Genomic DNA, 21440 nt, shown 5'->3' on the forward strand with positions numbered 1-21440 from the left:
TGTGACTGATGACCACACCACCGTCTTGAGTGAATTCAACGAGGAAGACGCCGAGCAGTGTCCGGTGATGCACGGCCTGCGTCGCCCGACCGAAGGTGATGCCAACCAGGACTGGTGGCCCAATCGGCTCAACCTGAGGATCTTGGCCAAGCACACGCCGGTCACCAACCCCTACGGCGCCGACTTCGACTACGCGAAGGCATTCGGGGAACTTGACATCGCATCCGTCAAGTCCGACATCGCGCACGTTCTGACCGACTCCCAGGACTGGTGGCCCGCCGACTTCGGCAACTACGGTCCGTTGATGATCCGGATGGCGTGGCACAACGCCGGCACCTACCGGATCCAGGACGGCAACGGTGGGGCGAGTTCGGCTCAGCAGCGCTTTGCGCCGTTGAACAGCTGGCCCGACAACGTCAACCTCGACAAGGGTCGCCGGTTGCTGTGGCCGGTCAAGAAGAAGTACGGCCGGAACTTGTCCTGGGGCGACCTGTTCATGCTGACCGGCAACGTCGCTCTGGAGACCATGGGTCTGAAACCGTTCGGCTTCGGCGGTGGACGGGTGGACGCGTGGGAGCCGGATGACGACATCTACTGGGGCCCCGAGACCACCTGGCTCGGCGACAACCGTTACACCGGCGATCGCGACCTGGAGAGCCCACTCGCCGCAGTGCAGATGGGCCTGATCTACGTCAACCCCGAAGGCCCCAACGGTGAACCGGACCCGGCCGCCTCTGCTGTCGACATTCGCGAGACCTTCGCCCGGATGGCGATGAACGACTACGAGACTGTCGCTCTGATCGCAGGTGGCCACACCTTCGGAAAGACTCACGGTGCCGCAACGCCTGAAGGCAACGTGGGCAACGCACCGGAGGCAGCACCGATGGAGGACAACGGCCTCGGTTGGACCAGCACCTACGGCAGCGGCCACGGCCGCGACACCATCAGCAGCGGTATCGAGGTCACCTGGACCCACACTCCGACAACGTGGGACAACGATTACTTCGACACCCTCTTCGGCTATGAGTGGGAGCTCGTCAAGAGCCCGGCTGGTGCCTACCAGTGGCAGGCCAAGGACGGCACCGGCGCCAACACCGTGCCCGACCCCGAGGATGGTTCCCTGTCCCGCCCGCCGACGATGCTCACCACCGACATCGCGTTCCGCGTCGACCCTGCATACGAGAAGATCTCCCGTCACTTCCAGGAGAACCTGGACGAGTTCGCTGATGCGTTCGCCCGTGCGTGGTTCAAGTTGACGCACCGCGACATGGGGCCGATCGACCGTTACCTCGGCTCGGACGTCCCGTCCGAAGTTCTGATCTGGCAGGACCCGGTTCCCGCCGCGCAGGCGCCTGCCGTCGGCGACGCTGAGATCGCTGAGTTGAAGCAGGCTGTCCGCAGCAGTGGTCTCACCGTTGCCCAGCTGGTTTCGACCGCATGGGCCTCGGCATCGACATTCCGCGGTGGTGACATGCGTGGAGGCGCCAATGGTGCTCGCGTGCGCCTGGCTCCGCAGAAGGACTGGGATGTCAACGACCCGGAGCAGCTTGCGGTTGCCCTGGGCGCGCTCGAAGATGTGCAGACCCAGTTCAACGCTGCGCACGATGGCGGGGTCCAGGTCTCGATGGCTGACCTCATCGTCCTTGCGGGTGGAGTCGGCGTCGAAGATGGCGCCAAGGCTGCCGGCCTCGACATCACCGTGCCGTTCACTGTCGGTCGTACCGACGCAACGGATGAGATGACCGACGTCGAGTCGTTCCAGTACCTGGAGCCGACCTCTGACGGCTTCCGGAACTATGAGCGACGTGACAACACGTTGCCCGCCGAGCACCGGCTGGTCGAAACTGCGCACCGTCTGACGCTGAGCACCCCGGAAATGACGGTGCTGGTGGGTGGACTGCGCGTATTGGGCGCCAACACCGAGGACTCCACGCACGGTGTCCTCACCGACAAGCCGGGCGTGCTGACCAACGACTTCTTCGTGAACCTCGTTGACCTCGGCACCAAGTGGACCCCGATCGAGGGTTCAGACAACTACGCCGGGACCGGCGCAGACGGCCAGAAGTGGCGCGGTAGCAGGGCCGACCTGGTCTTCAGCTCGAACGCCGAGCTTCGGGCTGTGTCCGAGGCCTACGCATCCGACGACGCACACGAGCAGTTCGTGCACGACTTCGTAGCAGCGTGGACCAAGGTCATGGAACTGGACCGGTTCGACGTCAAGAAGTAAGCACTTCGCACCATCTTCGCCGGGCCCGCCGCGTTCACGCGCTGCGGGCCCGGTGTCTTTGTCGGGTGGAAACATGTCAGCAGAGCCTTCCTGATGTCTACACTCGCCCTGAGCAAGCTGACTATCGAAGGGGCGCATGGTGGGACGGATTCTCTGCATGTTGCGGCTACATAAATGGGGTCCGTTGCAGACCGACGAACGCCGCTCCTTCCGGATGTGCGACCGCTGCGGCAAATTCGAGGGCTCCAGCAAGATGGGCCCGGACGGCTACGACGAGATGCCACCACAGGTGGTCGGCGGTCTCTGAAGGCAGGCCCGCCTCGACAGCTGCCCCCGGGTGATCAACTGGGCGAGGTCAGAGCGGTCCCAGCTGTCCGTTACCCCAGGTGCAGTGAGTAGGTAGTCGCAGATCTGCTGGGCTGACCAGAGGTGTGCATCCTGCAGCCCGGACGCGATCATCCGCAGGTACGCGGCACTGGGCGAGTTGAGCGGTGCGCTCGCCGCAGTCCACGACGCGGAGAACGTAACGACCGGTAGGTCCTGGATCGTGCCCACCCGGTGCAGCGTCTCATAACGCCCGTCCCCGAGCGTCACGCTCCGTGCGTGCCTCAGCAGGCTGTGAACGTCGAGGTCAGCGCCCTTCGTGCCCGGGAGGCGGTGCATCTCCTGTGCAGCGACATCGCTGAACTGCTGCACGGTGAGCAGGTATGCGCGTGCAGCCACCCCATCCGTGGGCCCCGTCGGGTCATAGAAGGCAACGCCGCCGGTCCAGGTCGCGGACTCCCAGGCGAAGTACAGCTGACCTGGCAGTAGGAGTGCGCGCTGGTCGGCGGGCGGGGTGTGATCGCGGGCGCCGGGATAGATGCGGGTCCCGCCGGCAGGTCGCCCACCCGACAGGTAGGTCTCGAAACGAGCACGGGACAGGTTGGAGCCGTAGGCCGCGTACCAGACCCGCTCCATCAGCCGGGCTCCATCAGACCGCGGCTCCGGCCGCCGACCGGGCCAGTCGACGGCCCTGGGTCGAGGCACGCACGGAATCCGCGGCCAACAGGACCAGTGAGACCCAGACGATGCCGAAGCCGACCCATCGAGCAGCCGTCATCGTTTCGCCGAGCAGCGCCACCCCGCAGATCAACTGCAGGATCGGGGTCAGGAACTGCAGCAGCCCGATCGTCACCAGTGGCACCCGACGCGCGGCCGCTGCGAAGAGCAGCAGCGGAATCGCCGTGACGATCCCCGATCCGGCCAGCAGCAGCGAGTGACCTGCGCCGTAGCCGGAGAACGTGGTGTCACCGCGAACGGTCAGTATCACCAGCACGACGGCGGCGATCGGTGCAAGCACTGCCGTCTCGAACGACAGGCTCTCCAGCGCGGTCATGCTCCCGCCGATGCGCTTCTTCATCAAGCCGTACCCGGCAAAACTGACGGCCAGGCTGAGCGCGATCCACGGCGGTTTGCCGTAGTCGATCGCAAGGTAGACGCAGGCCAGTAGGCCGATGCCCACGGCGACCCACTGCGTCGTGCGCAGTCGTTCCTTCAGGACGACGACGCCCAGCGCCACTGTGACCAGGGGGTTCAGGAAATACCCGAGTGCGGCTTCGGTGACGTGCCCGGTGACGACTGCCTGGACGTAGATCGTCCAGTTCGCGGCCACCAGCAGGCCGGCGAGAGTGAGGGCGGCCAGCCGTTTGGGTTGGCTCAAGACCTCGCGGATGAAGCCGAGTCGCCGACGTACCGACAGCACGATCACGCAGACCAGTAACGTCCAGAGCACCCGGTGGCAGATGACCTCCCACGCGCCGGCCGGCTCGATTGCGTTGAAGTAGAGGGGGAACGCGCCCCAGAGCAGATAGGCGATGAACCCGTACGCCGTCCCGACGTTCGTCTCCGAGCGAGCGGGCCGGTTCGCGCCGGCAACCATCAGGGGGGTCTCACGATCAGTCAGCAATGGGTCGATCGAAAGCCTAACTGCCTTCACAAAGACTCGACATCGTGCGTCCCGTGCGGGTTCCGCAACAAGCGACATCCAGAGGTGGGTATCCGCTACCGTCACCGGACGCACAGCACTCGACGTGCCCACGCATCCTTCCGAAACGTCGGTGGATCTGTCGGTGGCAGCAGTGAGCACATGTAGGTCAGTGCTCAGGACACCTCGGGGTGATCGCCGGCCCGCACTGAGCGTGCTGGAGCGCGTAGTCCGAGTAGGAGCAGAGCGCCCCAGATGAGGAAGAGCGGATCCCACAGCAGCACGTGCCCGGCCAGAGCATGCCGATCGGCTGGGGACACCGCACCGAATGCACCGAGCAGCGAGGCTCCGCCGAGCACGGTGTTCGCGCCGCCCCAGAACACCAGCACCACGCCACCGGCGACGCACGCCCACCACCACACGCGTGGTGCACGCAGCCGTCCGGCGGCATTGAACAGTGGGACAACGCCACCGGCCAGTTTGAGGATGCCGACGACGCCCAGCGTGAACGCGGTGAGTACGGGGAGATCACGCTGCAGATCCGAGGCCCACGATCCGACCGTCCACACGAATGCGCTTCCGCCTGCGGCCCAGTAGAAACTCGGCAGCGCGTGGATGACCGCGACGACGCACGCCGCATTGAGTAAACGCTGTCCGACCCCACCCATTGGCCCACGCTAGACGCTCGCCGGCCGAACCTGAACGGTCGCGATACCGACTCGCCGGTCGAGTGTCAGGAAACTGGAGTGTGGGGTTACGGACCTACGGTCCAGGTGTCATTGCCGTAGAGCATCTGCTCCAGCGAGCGGTCATCGGCCGGGCCACCGGCTGTGTCGATCGCCGCCGCTACCTGCGCGCGGACGCCGTCGTCGTAGGTCGGGCGGCTGGTCGAGCGGAAGATGCCCATCGGCACCTGCGCAAACGACGGATCATCCAATCGACTCAACGCGAACGCCTGGCTCGGATCGGGGTCGCCGACCCGGTGACGCACGATCGCAACGGGATCGGCCGATGCCTCGGGGACAACGAGCAGCCGACCCTCGGGGTCGCGCACGACGACACGAGCCGATTCGCCATCCCCGGCCCTGATCGGCTCGCCGTCCACGAGGTGCATGATGCGCGCCGTCGCCTCGTCGCGGTCCTTGACCATCTGGAACGCGCCGTCGTTGAAGATCGGGCAGTTCTGAAAAATCTCCACCAGTGCGCTGCCGCGATGTTCGGCCGCAGCCCGAAGTGTGGCGGTCAGGTGCTTGCGGTCCGAATCCATGGTGCGGGCGACAAAGCTCGCCTCAGCGCCCAGCGCCAGCGAGACCGGGTTGAACGGCTGGTCCACCGACCCCAGTGGCGAAGACTTCGTGACCGCTCCGACGTTGGACGTGGGGGAGTACTGACCCTTGGTCAGGCCGTAGATCTTGTTGTTGAAGAGCAGGATCTTGATGTTCACATTGCGTCGTAGCGCGTGGATCAGGTGGTTGCCGCCGATCGACAGCGCGTCGCCGTCGCCGGTCACGACCCACACCGACAGATCCGCGCGCGAGGTCGCCAGTCCGGTCGCGATGGCCGGAGCCCGCCCGTGGATCGAGTGCATACCGAACGTGTCGAGGTAGTAGGGGAAACGTGCTGCGCAGCCGATACCGGAGATGAAGACGACGTTCTCGCGCTTCAAGCCCAACTCGGGCAGAAAACCCTGCATCGCTGCGAGGATCGCGTAGTCACCGCACCCAGGGCACCAGCGCACCTCCTGGTCGGAGCTGAAGTCCTTCTTGGTCTGTGTCTCGCCGTCAGTCAGACGTGGCACGCCTGCCGTGCCGTGCTGGACGCCGATCTGCGGCATGCCGAGGTCAATGCTCATGCGGGGTCCTCGTGAAGTATCGGAGCGGAGTGCAGAACTTGGTGGGGTGCTTTCATCGCAGCTCCTCCAGGTGGGTGGTGATGACGGTGGCGAGTTCGGTTGAGGTGAAAGGCAGCCCCCGAACGGCGGTGTGGCTGCGTACATCGACGAGGTATTTGCCGCGCAGCAGCAACGCGAGCTGCCCGAGGTTCATCTCCGGAAGGATCACCCGTTCGTAGGACCGCAGCACCTCACCCAGGTTCGCCGGGAACGGCGCCAGGTTGCGTAGGTGTGCGCGCGCGACATCGGCACCATCCGCGCGGCACAACCGCGCAGCTGCAGCGATCGGTCCGTAGGTCGATCCCCAGCCGAGGATCAGCACTCGCGCCTTCCCGGACGGGTCGTCGACCTGCAGGTCCGGCACGTCGATGCCGTCGATCTTGGCCTGGCGGGTGCGCACCATGTGGTCGTGGTTATCCGGGTCGTAGCTGATGTTGCCGGTGACGTCGGCCTTCTCGATACCGCCGATCCGGTGCTCCAGACCCGCCGTGCCCGGGACAGCCCAGGGCCGGGCGAGCGTGTCCGGGTCACGCAGGTATGGAGCGAAGGTCGGGTTGCCCTTGGCATCGACGGAGTTGGGTTCGGTGGCCGACTCGACCTGCAGGTCGGGCAGGTCGGCTGCCCGCGGCAACCGCCATGGTTCCGACCCATTCGCGAGCGCACCATCGGACAGCACGATGACGGGGGTGCGGTAGGTCGTGGCGATCCGCACCGCTTCCAACGCGGCGTCGAAGCAGTCGACGGGGGTGCACGGAGCGATGACTGCGACCGGCGACTCACCGTTGCGGCCGTACATCGCCTGCAGCAGATCGGACTGCTCGGTCTTGGTGGGCAACCCGGTGGACGGTCCGCCGCGCTGCACGTCGACGATGATCAGCGGCAATTCCAGCGACACTGCGAGACCGATCGTCTCGGCCTTGAGTGCGAGCCCGGGCCCGGACGTCGTCGTCAGCCCGATCGCACCGCCGAACGCGGCACCCAGCGCCGCGCCGACACCGGCGATCTCGTCCTCTGCCTGGATGGTTGTGACGCCGAACCGCTTCATTCCCGACAGGGTGTGCAGGATGTCCGAGGCGGGCGTGATGGGGTAACTGCCGAGCACCAGCGGGCGCTTGGCCTGGTAGGAGGCGGCGACAAATCCGTACGCGATGGCGGCGTTTCCGGTTAGATTGCGATACGTGCCGGCAGCCTTGGTGGCCGGCGCGACGGTGTAGGACACCGCGAACGACTCGGTGGTCTCGCCGTACGCGTGCCCGGCGGCCAACGCGGCAAGGTTGGCAGCCAGGATCTCCGGCTTCGCTGCGAACTTGCGCTTCAGGAAGCCCTCGGTGCCGGCGGTCGGGCGGGAATACATCCACGACAGCAAGCCGAGCGCGAACATGTTCTTCGCGCGTTCCTTCTCCTTGCGGGTCAGATCGAAGCCGGCGAGGGCAGCGACGGTGATCGAGGTGAGCGGCACGGCATGCAACGCCCACGACTGCAGACTGTCGTCCTCGAGCGGGTTGGTGTCGTATCCGACCTTGCCCAGATTGCGCTTGGTGAATTCGTCAGCGTCGGCGATCAGCACCCCACCGCGCGGCAGGTCGCCGAGGTTGGCGCGCAGCGCTGCCGGGTTCATCGCGACCAGTACATCGGGTGCATCACCCGGGGTGAGCACCTCGTGATCGGCAAAGTGCAGCTGGAAGGAGGACACGCCCGGCAGGGTGCCTTGCGGTGCGCGGATCTCGGCCGGAAAGTTCGGCAGGGTGGAGAGGTCGTTTCCGAGGCTGGCCGTCTCTGCGGTGAAACGGTCGCCAGTCAGTTGCATACCGTCGCCGGAATCACCGGCGAAACGGATAACGACACGATCGAGGGACTGTTGGGATTTGCTGGTCATCAGTGACATCGCTCCGTGGAGGTGAGGGCTACCTTTTCCAACCTAAAGGCAGCCGAATTTCATCCCGAACCGGCCCACCCGCTGGACACGGTCTGAGCTGAGCCGCGGCTGAGCTGGGCCCGCGCCCAGCCGACCGGCATACGCTGCGTGGATGGGGTGGTGGCAGCAGCGCATTGTCGACGCCGGCAAGGAGCCGCTGGCGGTGTGCCTCATCGCGTTCATCCTGACCTTTTTGCTGACCCGGCTGGTGACTCGACTGATCCGCAGCGGGCGCGGCCCTTTCCGTAACAACGTGAGCGCCTCGGGAGTGCACGTCCACCATGCTGTCCCCGGGCTGGTGCTGCTGCTCCTCGGATCGTTGACCTCGCTGGCAGCCTTCGAGCCGACGTCGATGAACATCGCTGGGTTTGCCATCGGTGCTGGGGCTTCACTGGTGCTGGATGAGTTCGCGTTGATCCTGCATCTCAAAGACGTCTACTGGTCGCATCAGGGCCGCGCCTCGGTGCAGGCGGTCGCGCTCGCGGGCATGGTGATCTCGCTGGTGCTGCTCGGTTTCACTCCCACGTCTCTGGAGGAGCTCAATGACGCCCAGGCGCCGGTGCGGTACTCCGCGATTGTGATCCTGCTGGCGACGTTCGTCTGCTGCCTGGTGTGTGCCGCAAAAGGGAAATACCGCCTCGTTGTCCTGGCAGTCATCTTTCCGCCCGCCGCGTATGTCGGGGCAGCACGCCTGGCCCGACCGGGTTCACCGTGGTACCGCCGATACGAGCCCGGGTCGGCCAAGCAGATTCGCGCCAGTACCCGTGTGAGCCCGTTGAACAACCAGTGGGCCCGACCCATCTCGTGGTTCGCCGACCTCGTCGCGGGCGCGCCGACCCGCGACGAAGCGCCGGCGCCCTGAAGAGCGGGATGGCGGTGCGTCGTCCCGGCGTTTGCGTCGCTGGCGACCAAAAGTCAGCTGCAGGCCCCGATCGGACCCACGTTTGCGTCGCCGGCGACCACAACGCGGGAAGGGGGAGGCGGGGATCAGCCGAGTGCGTCCTGCAGGGACGTGGCGTCCATCGAATGCGCCTCTGCAACGGGCGCGTTGGTCAGCGAACCGGCGTGTGTATTGAGCCCGAGCGCGAGTGAATGGTCATCGCGGCAGGCCTGCGCCCAGCCCTTGTTCGCCAGCGCGACCGTGTAGGGCAGCGTCGAATTGGTGAGCGCGTACGTCGAGGTGTTCGGCACGGCTCCCGGCATGTTGGCCACGCAGTAGAACGTCGAGTTGTGCACGGCGTACGTCGGGTCCGCGTGCGTGGTCGGATGGGTGTCCTCAAAACAGCCGCCCTGGTCCACGGCAATATCGACCAGGACCGAGCCGGGCTTCATCTGCGACACCAGTTCGTTGGTCACCAGTTGCGGGGCTCTGGCGCCGGGGATCAGCACCGCGCCGATCACCAGGTCGGCCTCGATGCACTGCTGCCGGATCGCCAGTGCCGAGGACGCCAGACCGTGCACCCGGTTGCCGTAGCGCCAGAACGACATCCGCAGCTTGTCCAGGTCGGTGTCCAGCATCGTGACGTCGGCACCCATACCGAGCGCGATGTTGGCAGCGTTCTGCCCGGACACCCCGGCGCCGATCACCACCACCTTGGCGTTGGCGACCCCGCCGACACCGCCCATCAGCACCCCGCGCCCACCCTGCGCCTTCAGCAGACAGTGCGCGCCGACCTGCGGCGCGAGACATCCCGCTACCTCGGACATCGGGTACAGCAGGGGCAGCGAGCCTGAGGACGCCTGCACCGTCTCGTAGGCGATGCCGGTGACCTTTTGCCGCAACAACTCGTCGGTCAGAGCCCGGTCGGCAGCAAGGTGCAGATAGGTGAAGAGCACCAGACCCTCGCGCAACCGGCCGTACTCCTGCTCGACCGGTTCTTTGACCTTCAGCACCATCTCGGCGCCATTCCACACGTCATCGGCGGAATCGAGCATCTGGGCGCCCGCGGCGACGTAGTCCGCATCGTTGATCGCCGACCCGACGCCTGCGCCCTTCTCGATCGCGACCTCATGCCCGGCAGCGACCAGCTCGTGGACGCCTATCGGGGTGATCGCCACCCGGTACTCGTTGTTCTTTACTTCGCGCGGCACGCCGATATGCATGGGAGGTCCTCTGCTGGATGGCGAGGAACCCGGTGGCGGGCACCCCCTCGAGCATCGAACAGGAAGGCTGTGCACCGCTACCCTTTTGGGCATCTTTCTTCGCCCCACCAGGGTCCGGCGGCTGACCCGGATGAGTAGGGCACCGAGCGCAATGTCTCAGTCGAAGGCGATCCACTGGCCGTGCGGATGCGCGGTGCCCCAGCACTGCGGCGGTAGCTCGACACCGTCCCGCCACTGGTGAGCGCCCAGGATCGTCCCGCCGGGTGCATCCCGGAGCCGGTCGGGCAGTGGGATTCCTGGGACGCAGCGGGGTGGCTCCGCGCTGATCCAGCTGACGGCTCGACCGTCTCGAGCCACCTCAGCGAGGTGATCGACGATCAGCGGGCGACGGGCAGAGTCGGTGTAGGTCAGCGCCCATGAGCTGAACAGCACCAGATGTTCGCCCCTCACGCGGCCCAGGGTGTCGGGCAGGTCATCGATCATGTCACCGCTGTCCACGACCGGGGGATGCACGCGCATCAGATCCACTGCCGCTGTGAAGCGTTCGTACCGGCCAGGCACCTCGGGCCACAGGCAGGCCGCGAGCCACCGCACGGCGGCGGTGTCGCGCAGATCCACCGGCGCGAGATCGAGCCCGCGCCTGTCGAGGATGGGCGGGAGCGTGATCGCGGCGAAGGGTGCCGCGCTTCGGTCATCGCCGACGCACTGCACGGCGGACGCGGCCGGACCGTACGAGGTGTGTCCACCGCCGGATCCCACCAGCGTCGTGTGATATTTGTCGATTCCGAGCAGCAGTCCCGCGCTCGCGCCGATCTCGACCAACCCGACGTTCTGGTCAGGGATGTCGGCGCAGGCGCGCTGCAGCAGGGCCGCGAGGTAGACGCAGCGGTTGACCTCATTGGTCTGCGTGGAGTGGGTCGCGATGACTTCGCGCATCCGGTCGGCGTGTTCCAGCAAGGCAGCGCGCGCGTCCGGCCATGGGTCACCGGAGGGCAGGGCACCCTCGGGGTGGACGCTGCGATACCACCGGGCGATCGGCAGGTCGGGGTGATCCAGCACGAGGTCGTGCAGTGCAGCAAGCAGCAGCACCGGCCGCGCCTGACCGGGTCGAGCAGTGCGCAACAGTGCTGCCACATCGTCGTCTGCAGAGGAACCCGCGCAGATTGCCGCGTAGAGCGGAAGGTCGCAGTATTCGCGCGACCACTGCGCCAAACGAGTCTGGATCGCGCGTAGATCGGTCATTTCCACATCGTGCCCTGCGGCGAGCAGATCGTGCACCCGGGTTGTGCAACCCTCCCGAAGTCCGGAGTCCCCATCCGGGCGCGCTGCGAGGTCAGAGGATGACGAGCTACCTCATCGTCCGGGCTGCTGCAGCCCGACGGGCGTGTTCGCAGTGTTCAGGTATTTGACGGCACCGTTCAGGGTCTGACGATTCCGTAGGAACGCCACCACCATGAGGACCAGCAGGAACAACGGACGCTCCGCCTGCGAATAGCTGTCGCGCCACCCCACGATCGTCCAGATGATCAGGCCCGTGCAGATAATCGCGAACACGACGACGGCCTGGGTGCGCTGCTTGACGATCTTGCCCGCCAGGTCGGCCCCGGTATAGCGCGTCAACAGGTCGTCGCTGGGCTTACCCGCGCGCACGGTGCGGATGATCGAGCGACGATCACCGCGGGAGAATCCCCAGATGAGCGGCACCCGGGTCCCGATGCGGTGTTTCAGAACCCACTGCGTCGCAACGTAGTAGAACGCGATCGCGGCAATCGTCACGAGAACGACGATGACCAGCGCGATCACCGACGGATGGTGCTGCGCTGATCCCTTCTTGGAGTTGTTGCCATCCTGGGTGCTGACGAGGATCCCGGCGACGATCCCGAGCACCGGGATCACCGCGCCCAGCTGGATGGCGTACCGCTTGATGGCGCGCTGTCGGACCTGATCGACGGCGGCCGCGATCTGATCCGGGGGTGCGGGCATGTGCATAGTGGTTCCCGTCGTCGTCGGCCACCACGGAATCGGCGGTTGATAGTCGCACTATGCACGGCGACCCTGGGATCTCTGCCACGGTTTGGGGGAGACCGGAGATGACGCGGCCGCGGACGGTCCGGGGTTTGACCCGATGCTCTCGTTAGGCTGCGTGGCGTGAGTTCAGGGATGAGTGGATACCTCGTCCTCGCCGGGGTGAGCGCCGGCGGGGTGCTGCTGTTCGTGGCAGCAATGTTCGCCCGCAGCCTCCTCGCGCCGCAAGCGCCCGGTCACGCCAAGGAATCGACGTACGAGTCGGGGGTGGACCCCGTCGCCGGCGGGTGGGCTCAGACGCACGTGCGCTTCATGAGTTTTGCCTTCCTCTACCTGGTTTTCGCGGTCGATTCGGCCTTCCTCTTCCCGTGGGCCCTCGTCCTGCACGACACCTCCATCAACCGTGCGAGCCTGGTCGAGATGGGCATCTTCATCGCCGTCATCCTGGTCGGCCTCGTACATGCTGCCCGGCGCGGGTTGCTGCGCTGGACCACCGACAACTGAAGGGGAGCACGCTGCGATGACTACCGATCTCCCCATGCCCCGGGTCGGGCCTGCGCAGGCCGTCGCGCCCAAACCGATGCGCCTGGTGCTCAACTGGGGTCGCCGCTACTCCCTGTGGGTATTCAACTTCGGGTTGGCCTGCTGCGCCATCGAATTCATCGCTGCGTCGATGGCCCGCCACGACTTCATCCGGCTCGGGGTGATCCCCTTCGCACCCGGCCCCCGCCAGGCCGACCTGATGGTCGTCTCCGGCACCGTCACGGACAAGATGGCGCCCGCCATCCGCCGTTTGTACGACCAGATGCCCGAGCCGAAATACGTCATCTCCTTCGGCGCCTGCTCCAACTCCGGCGGGCCCTACTGGGATTCGTACTGCGTCACCAAGGGCGTCGATCAGTTGATCCCCGTCGATGTCTACGTGCCGGGGTGTCCGCCCCGCCCCGAGGCGTTGCTGCAGGGCATCCTCACGCTGCAGGCCAGAATTGCGGACGAACGACCCACCACGAAGGGTCTGCGGGAGAAACTCGGTCCGTACGCCGGTCGCCGTGCCATTGCTGCTCAGGTCAGCCGTCCGCTGGTCGCGCCACCGAAGGCTGACACCGTGGGCGACGACGTATGAGCGAGGCCGTACCCGTTGTCCATTGCGCCCCGGAGCTGTGGATCGAGACGTTGCGCGATGCCCGCAACGGCGGCTTCGCGATGTTCGACTTCCTGACCGCAGTCGATGAGACCGACCGCGCCGAAGACCCGGGGTTCGACATCGTCGTCCACCTCTACGACATCACGCCGGGCGATTTGCGCGAGACGCTGATCTGCACGCGGGTGCCCGACGGGCAGAACATGCCCAGCTGCACCGGTCTGTGGCGAGGTGCGGCCTGGCACGAGCGCGAGACCCACGAAATGTTCGGGATCGGCTTCGACGACTTCGAGGACGGCACCGGCCTCGGCCTGCGCCCCTTGTTGTTGCCGGACGGATTCGAGGGCACCCCGCTGCGTAAGTCCTTCGTGCTCACCGCCCGGGTCAGCAAACCGTGGCCCGGAGCGAAGGATCCTGCTGACCCGCCCACCGGCGCGACTACGGATGTCAAGGACGGCAAGGACGCCAGACCGGCCCGCGCGCCGCGTCGACGGATGCAGCCGCCCGGCATACCCGATCCCACCTGGGGCCCGAGATGAAGGGCCCGCGATGAATACGCTCGGGGAGGTCGTGCTTCGTTCGCTGTGCGTGCTGGTGGCATTCCTGGTGCTGCCGCTGCTCATCGGGCAGACCGAGCACAAGATGATGGCGCACATGCAGGGGCGCCTCGGGCCGATGTACGCCGGTGGTTTCCATGGCTGGGCGCAGCTGGTCGCCGACGGGGTGAAGTTCACCCAGAAGGAGGACATCGTCCCCCTCGCCGCCGACAAGACGGTTTTCAAACTTGCGCCGGCGCTCGGGATCGTTTCCTACCTGCTGGTGCTCGCCGTCATCCCGTTCGGGCCGAACCTGGTGGGCGCCGGTATCGCAGGAAGTCTGCTCTGGGTGCTCGCGGTGAGCGCCGTCGGCACCGTGGGTACGTTGATGGCGGGCTGGTCCAGTGGCAACAAGTACGCGCTCATCGGCGGGCTGCGGGCGGCCGCTCAGCTGGTGTCGTACGAGGTGCCACTGATCCTGGCCTCGGCGTCGTTCGCGATGGCGGCCGGGTCGTTCTCGTTGCTCTCGATCGCGCATGCCTGGACGCCCTGGTGGTTGCTCTGGCAGCTGCCCGGCGCACTGGTCTTCCTGGTGGCCGCGACCGCCGAGCTGCAGCGACCGCCGTTCGATATGCCGGTCGCCGACTCCGAAGTGGTGATGGGGGCGTGGACGGAATACACCGGACTACGGTTCGCCCTCTTCCTGCTGGCGGAGTACGCCGGCATCGTCGTCATGTCGCTGGTACTCGCCGTGCTGTACCTGGGCGGTTGGACCGGACCGTTCGACGCGCAGATCGGTTGGCTCTGGACGTTGCTCAAGGGCTTCTTCTTCGCGGCGATCATCTTGTGGATGCGGATGTCCTGGCCCCGGCTGCGTGAAGATCAGTTACAACGCGTTGCCTGGCTCGGTCTGGTGCCACTGGCTCTCGCGCAACTCGTGCTGACCGCAGTTGGGGTGGTGTTCGTGACATGACCGATCCACAGAAGAAGCCGAAGGGGTTCGTGCCCGGGCTGCTGAAGGGCATGGGCACGACAGCCCGTGCGATGACGAAACACGCGCATACCCAGGAATACCCGCACGTCCAGCCGCAACTACCACCCCGCTCGCGCGGTGTCATCGCGTTGGAGGAGTCCAACTGCACCTCGTGCATGTTGTGCGCCCGCGAGTGCCCCGACTGGTGCATCTACATCGACTCCCACAAGGAGACGGTTCCGGCGAGCACCGAGGGCGGGCGGGACCGCAAGGAGAACGTGCTCGACCGGTTCGCGATCGATTTCAGTCTGTGCATGTACTGCGGGATCTGTATCGAGGTCTGTCCGTTCGACGCGCTCTTCTGGAGCCCGGAGTTCGAATATGCCGAGACCGACATTCGCGACCTGCTTCATGAGAAGGACCGGCTCGGGCAGTGGATGCACACCGTCCCCGCGCCGCCGCCCATCGACCCCGGTGCGCCCATCGTTGAGCCCTCCGTTGAGCCCTCCGTCGGGTCCGCTTCCTCCGGGCCCGCTTCCTCCGATGCCGAAGATCCGGCACCGTGACGACGTACGACATCTTCTTCTCCATCCTCGGGGTCCTGTGCGCTGCCAGTGGGGTGCTCGCGGTGACGACACGGCACCTGATGCACTCCGCGCTCTGGTTGACCGTCGCCCTGGTAACCCTCGCCGGGTGCTATCTGGTGCTGGGTGCCGAGCTCGTGGCGTTGGTGCAACTGTTGGTCTATATCGGCGCGATCATCGTGCTGGTGATCTTCGCGCTGATGCTGACCCGGGCCCCGATCGGCCGCAGTCACGACCATGACACTCCGCTGTTGCAGCGCGCCATGGCACTCGTCGTCGCCGGATCAGCCGCCGTGCTGCTCGGCGCGGTACTGATCACGGGCGTGCGGGGCGGCACGGTCAAGGTGAACGGCGGATCGACGTACGGGTTGGCCAAGAACCTGTTCACCATCTGGGTATGGCCGTTCGAGCTGCTGTCGCTGCTGCTGCTCATCGCCGTGGTGTCCGCCTTGGCAATGAGCCGCAGGCTCGTGCCGGCGCGCTCAGCCGATGACGCCGCTGAGGAAGACTCGTGAGTTATGCCATGGGGTGTGACTCGTGAGGCATTTCGGGGTCCTCGCGAAGCATCGGAGCGCAGCGCAGAACTTCGTGGGGTGCGACTCGTGAGGCATTTCGGGGTCCTCGCGAAGTATCGGAGCGCAGCGCAGAACTTCGTGGGGTGCGACTCGTGATTCATTTGTGGCCGCCGCTGCTGCTGGTCGCGATTCTGTTCGGTACCGGCCTGTTCGGGGTCCTGGCCCGACGTAACGCGATTCTGGTCCTGGTCGGAGTGGAGTTGATGCTCGCTGCCGCCGGCCTGCTGTTCGTGACTTTCGGATCGACGGTGCGTGACACGGCCCGCGCGGGGCACGTGCTGACGATCTTCCTGATTGCCATTGCCGCCGCCGAGATGGCGGTCGCTCTCGCGGTGATCCTGGCCGTCTACCGCTCCCGGGCGAATATCGACGTCACGGTGGCAGGGGAGGACGACCTGTGATCGACACCCTGAGCGGGTTGACGACACTGGCCGACTGGCCGGTCCAACCCGCCGTACTCATCGTCCTGGTACCGGCGATCGTCGCTGCGCTGAGCGTGGTCCTGACCCGCAAGGCGCGGGTGCCGGCCTTCTGGTTGGCCCTGCTGGGGTCGCTCATCGGGCTGCTGGCTGCACTCGTGGTGCTGATCGCCCACCTGCGCGGTACGGGCGTCGCGTTGCCCGGCACGATCGGGTCGCTGCCGTTGGAGCCGGTACTGCGGGTCCCGCTGCACCTGCGGGTGGACCGCTTCTCGGCGTTGCTCAGCGTGACGGTCGCGATCGTCGCGCTCGTTGTGCAGCTCTTCACCCGCTGGTATCTGCGCGAGGACCCCCGCTACGCCGGCTTCGCAGCCACGGTCAGCCTGTTCACCGCGGCGATGCAGGTCGTGGTGCTGTCCGACGACATCCTGCTGACGATCCTCGGGTGGGAGTTGATGGGCTGGTGCTCCTATCTGCTGATCGGGCACGACAGCGAACGCGAGAAGGCCCGGCGCGCGGCCTACAAGGCGTTCCTGGTCACCCGGCTGGCCGATGCGCCGTTCGCGATCGGGTTGGTGTTGCTCGCAACCGGTGCGCACAGCACGTCGATCACCGCCATCGTGGCTTTCTGGACAGCGCAACCGTCCACCTTCCTGTCCGCAGGGATGATCGCGGTCATCGTCGGTGTCGCGGGCAAGTCGGCGCAGGTGCCCTTCCAGGACTGGCTGCCCGACGCGATGGAGGGCCCCACGCCTGCGTCGGCGTTGATCCACGCGGCCACCATGGTGGCCGCGGGAACGGTCGTTCTCGCGCGGTTGCTGCCGCTGCTGGAGGTTTCTCGCTCGGCCCGCTTCGCGCTCGTCATCAGCGCTGGTCTGTCCACCGTGCTCGCGGGCTTCCTCGCCTACTGCCAGACCGATCTCAAACGACTGCTGGCCTGGTCCACGGTGTCGCAGGTCGGTCTGATGCTGCTCGGATTGTCGGTGATGCCGATGGGTGGCGGTCCGGATCTCGCGCTGGACCACCTGGTGTCGCACGCGATGTTCAAGGCGCTGCTGTTTTTGATGTTCGGTTGGCTCTCGGTGCTGGTCGGGGGCACGGTCGTCGCGCGGATGTCGGGCTCGACGCGGTTGCACCCTGCCACCCGGACTCTCGTGGCCATCGGGTTGCTGTCGCTCGCGGGGGTGCCGCCGATGGCGGGTTTCATCAGCAAGGACCTGATCATCGATGAGGCGGCCACCCGAGCTGTCAACGGCGATGGCGTAGCCGGGATAGCCTTCGCCGCGCTCGTCCTGTCCGTCGTACTCACCACTGCCTACTGCATGCGCGCCTGGCTGGTCATCGATCACCGCTCGATCGTGGAGCGGCATGCTGCGCTGGATGTGGTGGACGATTCGCTGGACGTGCAGCAGGTCGGCATCGTCGAGATGTTCACGACCGGTGTCCAGGTGGACCGCAAGGGCAACGAGATCGACCCCGAACCGTCCCCAGCGCCGGTCGTTGAGGTCGAGGAGCCGGCGGGTCCGCCGGCGCCCGATTCCGCCGCGCGGTTCGGCCTGCAGGTGTTGGCACTCCTGGCGGTGATCGGCGGCCTTGTTGTCCTGACACCGCTGTTGGATGTCGACGTGCAGCACCCGACCTGGGCGTTGGTTGCGGCCACGCTGCTGCTGATGACCGCTGTTGCGATCGTCGTGCGGGTGCAGTCGCTCGGGATGCCGTACGGCGACGCCGCCGGTCGGCTGAGCAAGCGCCTGCGGCTGTCCGCCGACCGCGGCTTCGGTGTCGACTCGGTCTACGTCGCAATCGGTGGCTCGGTGTTGGCACTGGCCCGGCTGGTGGCCGACAGTGAGCACGCCCTGGACCGCGGCGTACGGTCCAGCGCGAGTGGCCTGCAACGCCTGGCCAGCGGTGGTGCGCGGCTGCAGAACGACACGCCCACCGCCGGGCTGATCGCTATTGCGCTCGGCGTCCTGCTCGTCGGTCTGGTGGGAATTTCACTGTGGTAGCCGCTTTGCTCCTCGCGCCACTGCTGCCTCTGCTGGGCGGGATCGCCTTGCTCCTCGCCGGTCGCGCTGCGCCCCGGATATCGCGCCCGGTCACCTGGGGCATCGCGCTTGCGCTGGCCATTGCCGCGCTGGCTGCGGTGCTGCTCATCGCGACGCAGAGACCTACGTTGGACCGTCCGTGGGTGCCGGCCATCGGGATGCGCCTGCATCTGAGCGCCGACGGTTTCAGCGTGCCGTTGCTGCTGCTCACTGCCGCGATCGGGGTCCTGGTCGTGCTGCACGCAGGGTGGAAGGATCACGGGCCCACCTACCTCGGGGCCTTGCTGATGGTCATCGGCGGAGCGATCGCGACATTCCTCGTGCAGGACGCGATTGCGTTCTTCCTCGCATTCGAGTCCGTGCTGATCCCGATGTGGCTGCTGATCGCCCGCTTCGGGGACACCCGGCAGCCCGGCGAGCGCGAGCGGGCTGCGCTGATGTTCCTGCTGTATTCGGTGCTCGGGTCCACCTTGATGCTGCTCGGCATCCTGGTGCTCGTCATCTCGGCGGGCACGTCTGATTTCGCCGGGATTGCCCGCGCTAATCTGTCGGGCAGCACTCAGATCGTCGTGGCGACGTTGCTGATGGTCGGGATCGGGATGAAGATCCCGATCTGGCCGCTGCATTCCTGGCTGCCCGCAGCACACACCGCTGCGCCGACCGGTGGGTCCGTGCTGTTGGCTGCAGTGTTGCTCAAGATGGGCACGTATGCAGTGGTGCGGCTCGTCGTGGTGCCGCTCCCGCTCGGGCTGCACACCATTGCGCCGTACGTCGCGGTGTTCGCGGTGCTCGGCATCCTGATCGGCGGCCTGGTCTGTCTGGTCGAGCGCAGCCTCAAGCGTCTGGTCGCGTGGTCCTCGATCGCGCATATGGGTTTTGTCGTCCTCGCATTGATGACCGGCACGACCCTCGGTATTCAGGCCGCGCTCTACGCCAACGTCGCGCACGGCGTGATCTCGGCATTGCTCTTCCTCGTCGTCGGGGGCCTGAAGAGCCGGTGGGGCAACGACGACCTCGACACTGCGCGGCGCTCTCTGCGGGACGTGAGTCCGCGGCTCGGGTTCGCGTTGATCGTCGGTTTCGCCGGGTCACTCGCGCTACCGGGGCTGGCCGGCTTCTGGGGTGAGATTCTGACGCTGCTCGCAGCCTGGGGGCCGTCCTCCGACCGTCCCCAGGTGCTGTTCCGGGTGCTGGCATCGCTTGCGGCACTTGGCGCTGTGCTCGCGACGGCGTACGCGTTACGCGTCCTACGCATCGTCTGGGCGGGCGGATCGCCGACGGCTGCTGATGACTCGACAGGGGCCGACGGGGGGACGGGTCACTCCGGAATGGAGGATCCGTCGAGCGAGGCCGCCGCGGCGCGCGATGCGCACTCCGTGGAATGGGTCGCCATGGCGCTGCTGATAGCCGGCGTCGTCGCACTCGGTGTCTGGCCGATCGCGCTGATGGATCAGACGAGCGACGCGCTGCGCCTGGTGGCGTACGCGTTCACCGGAGGACAGCGATGAATCCTGACTTCAATTTCCTCACCCTTGCTCCCGTGCTGATTCCCGCCCTCGGCACGATCCTGGTGCTGCTGCTGGACGCGGCCTTCCCGCGGTTGGGTCGGGCGCACTGGCTGATCGCCGCCCTGTTGCTGCTGGGGGGTGCTGCGACGACGGCGCCGATTCTGCTCGACAGTGCGCACCGGCCGCGGTCCACCCTGTGCACGGGCGGCAGCTGTTGGTACGCGGTCGATCACCTCGGCGCCGGCCTGCAGCTGTTGGCGCTGGTGTCGTCGTTGACGGTGGTCCTGCTGGCCTACCCGATCCGCGTCGTCGACGAGCGGGTTCCGATCCAGGTTGCTCTGGTGCTGACGAGCACGGCCGGCGCGGTGGGGGTGGCAGGAGCGCACGACCTGGCATCCCTACTGATCACACTGGAGATCTCGACGCTCCCGCTGATCGCGCTCGTCGTGCTGCGTGCGCGTCACTCGGCTGTCGATGCGGGTCTGAACCTGTTGACGACCTCGCTGGTGTCGTTCGCGATCCTGGCGATGGGTGCCGGGCTCTGGTTCGCCGCGACCGGCACCGCGCGACTGGACGTCCGCCCCGCCCTCGTTGCCGGCAACCAGCCGGACCTGCGGCGCATCCTGGTGCTGGCGGTCGTCTTCATCGTCGCCGGTCTCGCCTTCAAGTTGTCGCTGGCGCCCTTCCATCTGTGGACAGCGCCGACTATCGGTGCGGCCTCGCTCCCGGTAGGCACCCTGCTCGCAACGACCTCCAAGGTGGCCGCGGTGGCCGGTCTGGTGGCGCTCCTACGTACCGTGACCGACCTCAGCAGCGCCTCGATCGCCTCGATAGGCGTCCTCGCCGTGCTCTCGATGACCGTGGGGAACATCATGGCGTTGCGCGAGCGCAATGCCCTGCGGTTCCTGGGCTGGTCGACCGTCGCGCAGTCGGGGTGGATCGTGCTGCCGTTCACCACAGTGAGCACCGACTCGGGTCGCCGCAGTGCCCAGTACCTCGCGATCTACGTGCTGGCCTCGCTCGTTGCCTTCGCGGTAGTGACAGCTATCGCGCATGCGCAGGGTCGCCAACACGTCACCCGGATCACGTCGTACGCCGGTCTGCTGCGACGGCGTCCGTTCCTGGGCGGAGCGCTGGCCCTCGCGCTCCTGACGTTCGCGGGCCTGCCGCCCGCCATTGCCGGCCTCGCCGCGAAAGTGGTTGCGTTGCAGTCGATCATCGGGGATCGCCTATGGGTGCTCGCGGTGCTCGCGGCCCTGAACGCCATGCTGGGCGTGGCGGTCTATCTGCGGTGGATAGCGATCATGCTGGCTCCGGTCAGGCAAGCGGATGCGGCAGAACCGGGCATGCCCGGCGAACACGACCACGAGCTCGCGGGTGCGCCGGACATGGATCCGGTACATCCGGCGCACATCGGCGTCGTGGTCGTGAGCACGGTCGCTCTGGTGGTCTGCAGCGTCCTGCCCCAGGCGGCATTTGCATTGTTCAACTGAGCAGCTGTGTCGGGTCACCAGCACTGGCGACGGCCGGTC

The 21440-nt window shown here is 66.5% G+C and carries 21 protein-coding genes; 13 read left to right on the plus strand and 8 right to left on the minus strand.

The window, feature by feature from the left end; all coding sequences use genetic code 11:
- Position 1 precedes the first annotated feature (1 nt).
- Together katG and V3G39_05115 are read left to right on the plus strand one after the other, a co-directional pair.
- A complete protein-coding gene (katG, locus tag V3G39_05110; GenBank protein XAS77422.1) occupies positions 2 to 2227 on the plus strand; it encodes a catalase/peroxidase HPI in 2226 nt (741 codons plus the stop codon).
- A gap of 157 nt (positions 2228 to 2384) precedes the next feature.
- A complete protein-coding gene (locus tag V3G39_05115) occupies positions 2385 to 2534 on the plus strand; it encodes a hypothetical protein (GenBank protein XAS77423.1) in 150 nt (49 codons plus the stop codon).
- On the opposite strand, the gene V3G39_05120 is transcribed toward V3G39_05115, so the two are convergent.
- The 5 genes from V3G39_05120 to V3G39_05140 all read right to left on the minus strand — a co-directional run bounded on the left by V3G39_05120 (position 2495) and on the right by V3G39_05140 (position 7960).
- Positions 2495 to 3187 carry a histone deacetylase gene (locus V3G39_05120; protein XAS77424.1) on the minus strand — a complete coding sequence of 231 codons (693 nt, stop codon included), beginning with the start codon at positions 3185 to 3187 and terminating at the stop codon, positions 2495 to 2497. The two genes, V3G39_05115 and V3G39_05120, sit on opposite strands and share 40 nt — an antisense overlap.
- A gap of 13 nt (positions 3188 to 3200) precedes the next feature.
- Positions 3201 to 4148: an EamA family transporter RarD gene (gene rarD / locus V3G39_05125; GenBank protein XAS77425.1), complete on the minus strand. Its 948-nt coding sequence runs from the start codon at positions 4146 to 4148 to the stop codon at positions 3201 to 3203.
- A gap of 221 nt (positions 4149 to 4369) precedes the next feature.
- Entirely contained in the window at positions 4370 to 4861 is a 492-nt protein-coding gene (locus V3G39_05130) for a DUF3995 domain-containing protein (GenBank protein XAS77426.1), read from the minus strand.
- A gap of 86 nt (positions 4862 to 4947) precedes the next feature.
- A complete protein-coding gene (locus V3G39_05135) occupies positions 4948 to 6045 on the minus strand; it encodes a 2-oxoacid:ferredoxin oxidoreductase subunit beta (GenBank protein XAS77427.1) in 1098 nt (365 codons plus the stop codon).
- Between the two features lie 52 nt (positions 6046 to 6097).
- Positions 6098 to 7960, minus strand: coding sequence for a 2-oxoacid:acceptor oxidoreductase subunit alpha (locus V3G39_05140; protein ID XAS77428.1), 1863 nt, complete (start codon positions 7958 to 7960; stop codon positions 6098 to 6100).
- Positions 7961 to 8111: 151 nt separating this feature from the next.
- Here V3G39_05140 and V3G39_05145 point away from each other — a divergent pair, with 151 nt between their 5' ends.
- Positions 8112 to 8861 carry a hypothetical protein gene (locus V3G39_05145; protein ID XAS77429.1) on the plus strand — a complete coding sequence of 250 codons (750 nt, stop codon included), beginning with the start codon at positions 8112 to 8114 and terminating at the stop codon, positions 8859 to 8861.
- A gap of 125 nt (positions 8862 to 8986) precedes the next feature.
- Here the strand turns inward: V3G39_05145 and ald are convergent, their stop codons facing one another.
- The 3 genes from ald to V3G39_05160 all read right to left on the minus strand — a co-directional run bounded on the left by ald (position 8987) and on the right by V3G39_05160 (position 12085).
- On the minus strand, positions 8987 to 10102 hold the full coding sequence (gene ald, locus V3G39_05150) for an alanine dehydrogenase (protein ID XAS77430.1): 1116 nt from the start codon (positions 10100 to 10102) through the stop codon (positions 8987 to 8989).
- Positions 10103 to 10258: 156 nt separating this feature from the next.
- Complete coding sequence (locus tag V3G39_05155; GenBank protein XAS77431.1) at positions 10259 to 11344, minus strand: DUF2332 domain-containing protein; 1086 nt, start codon at positions 11342 to 11344, stop codon at positions 10259 to 10261.
- A gap of 111 nt (positions 11345 to 11455) precedes the next feature.
- Positions 11456 to 12085 carry a hypothetical protein gene (locus V3G39_05160; GenBank protein ID XAS77432.1) on the minus strand — a complete coding sequence of 210 codons (630 nt, stop codon included), beginning with the start codon at positions 12083 to 12085 and terminating at the stop codon, positions 11456 to 11458.
- A 165-nt stretch (positions 12086 to 12250) separates the two neighbouring features.
- On the opposite strand from V3G39_05160, the gene ndhC reads away from it, so the two are divergent.
- The 10 genes from ndhC to V3G39_05210 all read left to right on the plus strand — a co-directional run bounded on the left by ndhC (position 12251) and on the right by V3G39_05210 (position 21401).
- Entirely contained in the window at positions 12251 to 12631 is a 381-nt protein-coding gene (gene ndhC / locus V3G39_05165; protein XAS77433.1) for an NADH-quinone oxidoreductase subunit A, read from the plus strand.
- Between the two features lie 16 nt (positions 12632 to 12647).
- Positions 12648 to 13250, plus strand: coding sequence for an NADH-quinone oxidoreductase subunit B family protein (locus V3G39_05170; protein XAS77434.1), 603 nt, complete (start codon positions 12648 to 12650; stop codon positions 13248 to 13250).
- Positions 13247 to 13807, plus strand: coding sequence for an NADH-quinone oxidoreductase subunit C (locus tag V3G39_05175; protein ID XAS77435.1), 561 nt, complete (start codon positions 13247 to 13249; stop codon positions 13805 to 13807). The genes V3G39_05170 and V3G39_05175 overlap by 4 nt, the downstream gene beginning before the upstream one ends.
- Positions 13808 to 13817: 10 nt before the next feature.
- Positions 13818 to 14777 (plus strand): complex I subunit 1 family protein, encoded by a 960-nt coding sequence (locus V3G39_05180; protein XAS77436.1) that lies wholly within the window; start codon positions 13818 to 13820, stop codon positions 14775 to 14777.
- Positions 14774 to 15343 (plus strand): NADH-quinone oxidoreductase subunit I, encoded by a 570-nt coding sequence (locus tag V3G39_05185; protein ID XAS77437.1) that lies wholly within the window; start codon positions 14774 to 14776, stop codon positions 15341 to 15343. Before V3G39_05180 ends, V3G39_05185 begins: the two co-directional genes overlap by 4 nt.
- Positions 15340 to 15876 (plus strand): NADH-quinone oxidoreductase subunit J, encoded by a 537-nt coding sequence (locus V3G39_05190; GenBank protein ID XAS77438.1) that lies wholly within the window; start codon positions 15340 to 15342, stop codon positions 15874 to 15876. Before V3G39_05185 ends, V3G39_05190 begins: the two co-directional genes overlap by 4 nt.
- 152 nt (positions 15877 to 16028) lie before the next feature.
- Positions 16029 to 16337 (plus strand): NADH-quinone oxidoreductase subunit NuoK, encoded by a 309-nt coding sequence (nuoK, locus tag V3G39_05195; protein ID XAS77439.1) that lies wholly within the window; start codon positions 16029 to 16031, stop codon positions 16335 to 16337.
- Positions 16334 to 18361 (plus strand): NADH-quinone oxidoreductase subunit L, encoded by a 2028-nt coding sequence (locus V3G39_05200; GenBank protein ID XAS77440.1) that lies wholly within the window; start codon positions 16334 to 16336, stop codon positions 18359 to 18361. Before nuoK ends, V3G39_05200 begins: the two co-directional genes overlap by 4 nt.
- Entirely contained in the window at positions 18355 to 19908 is a 1554-nt protein-coding gene (locus V3G39_05205) for an NADH-quinone oxidoreductase subunit M (protein ID XAS77441.1), read from the plus strand. The genes V3G39_05200 and V3G39_05205 overlap by 7 nt, the downstream gene beginning before the upstream one ends.
- Positions 19905 to 21401 carry a proton-conducting transporter membrane subunit gene (locus V3G39_05210; GenBank protein XAS77442.1) on the plus strand — a complete coding sequence of 499 codons (1497 nt, stop codon included), beginning with the start codon at positions 19905 to 19907 and terminating at the stop codon, positions 21399 to 21401. The genes V3G39_05205 and V3G39_05210 overlap by 4 nt, the downstream gene beginning before the upstream one ends.
- Positions 21402 to 21440 lie beyond the last annotated feature (39 nt).

Source organism: Dermatophilaceae bacterium Sec6.4 (assembly GCA_039636865.1).
GTDB lineage: Bacteria > Actinomycetota > Actinomycetes > Actinomycetales > Dermatophilaceae > Allobranchiibius.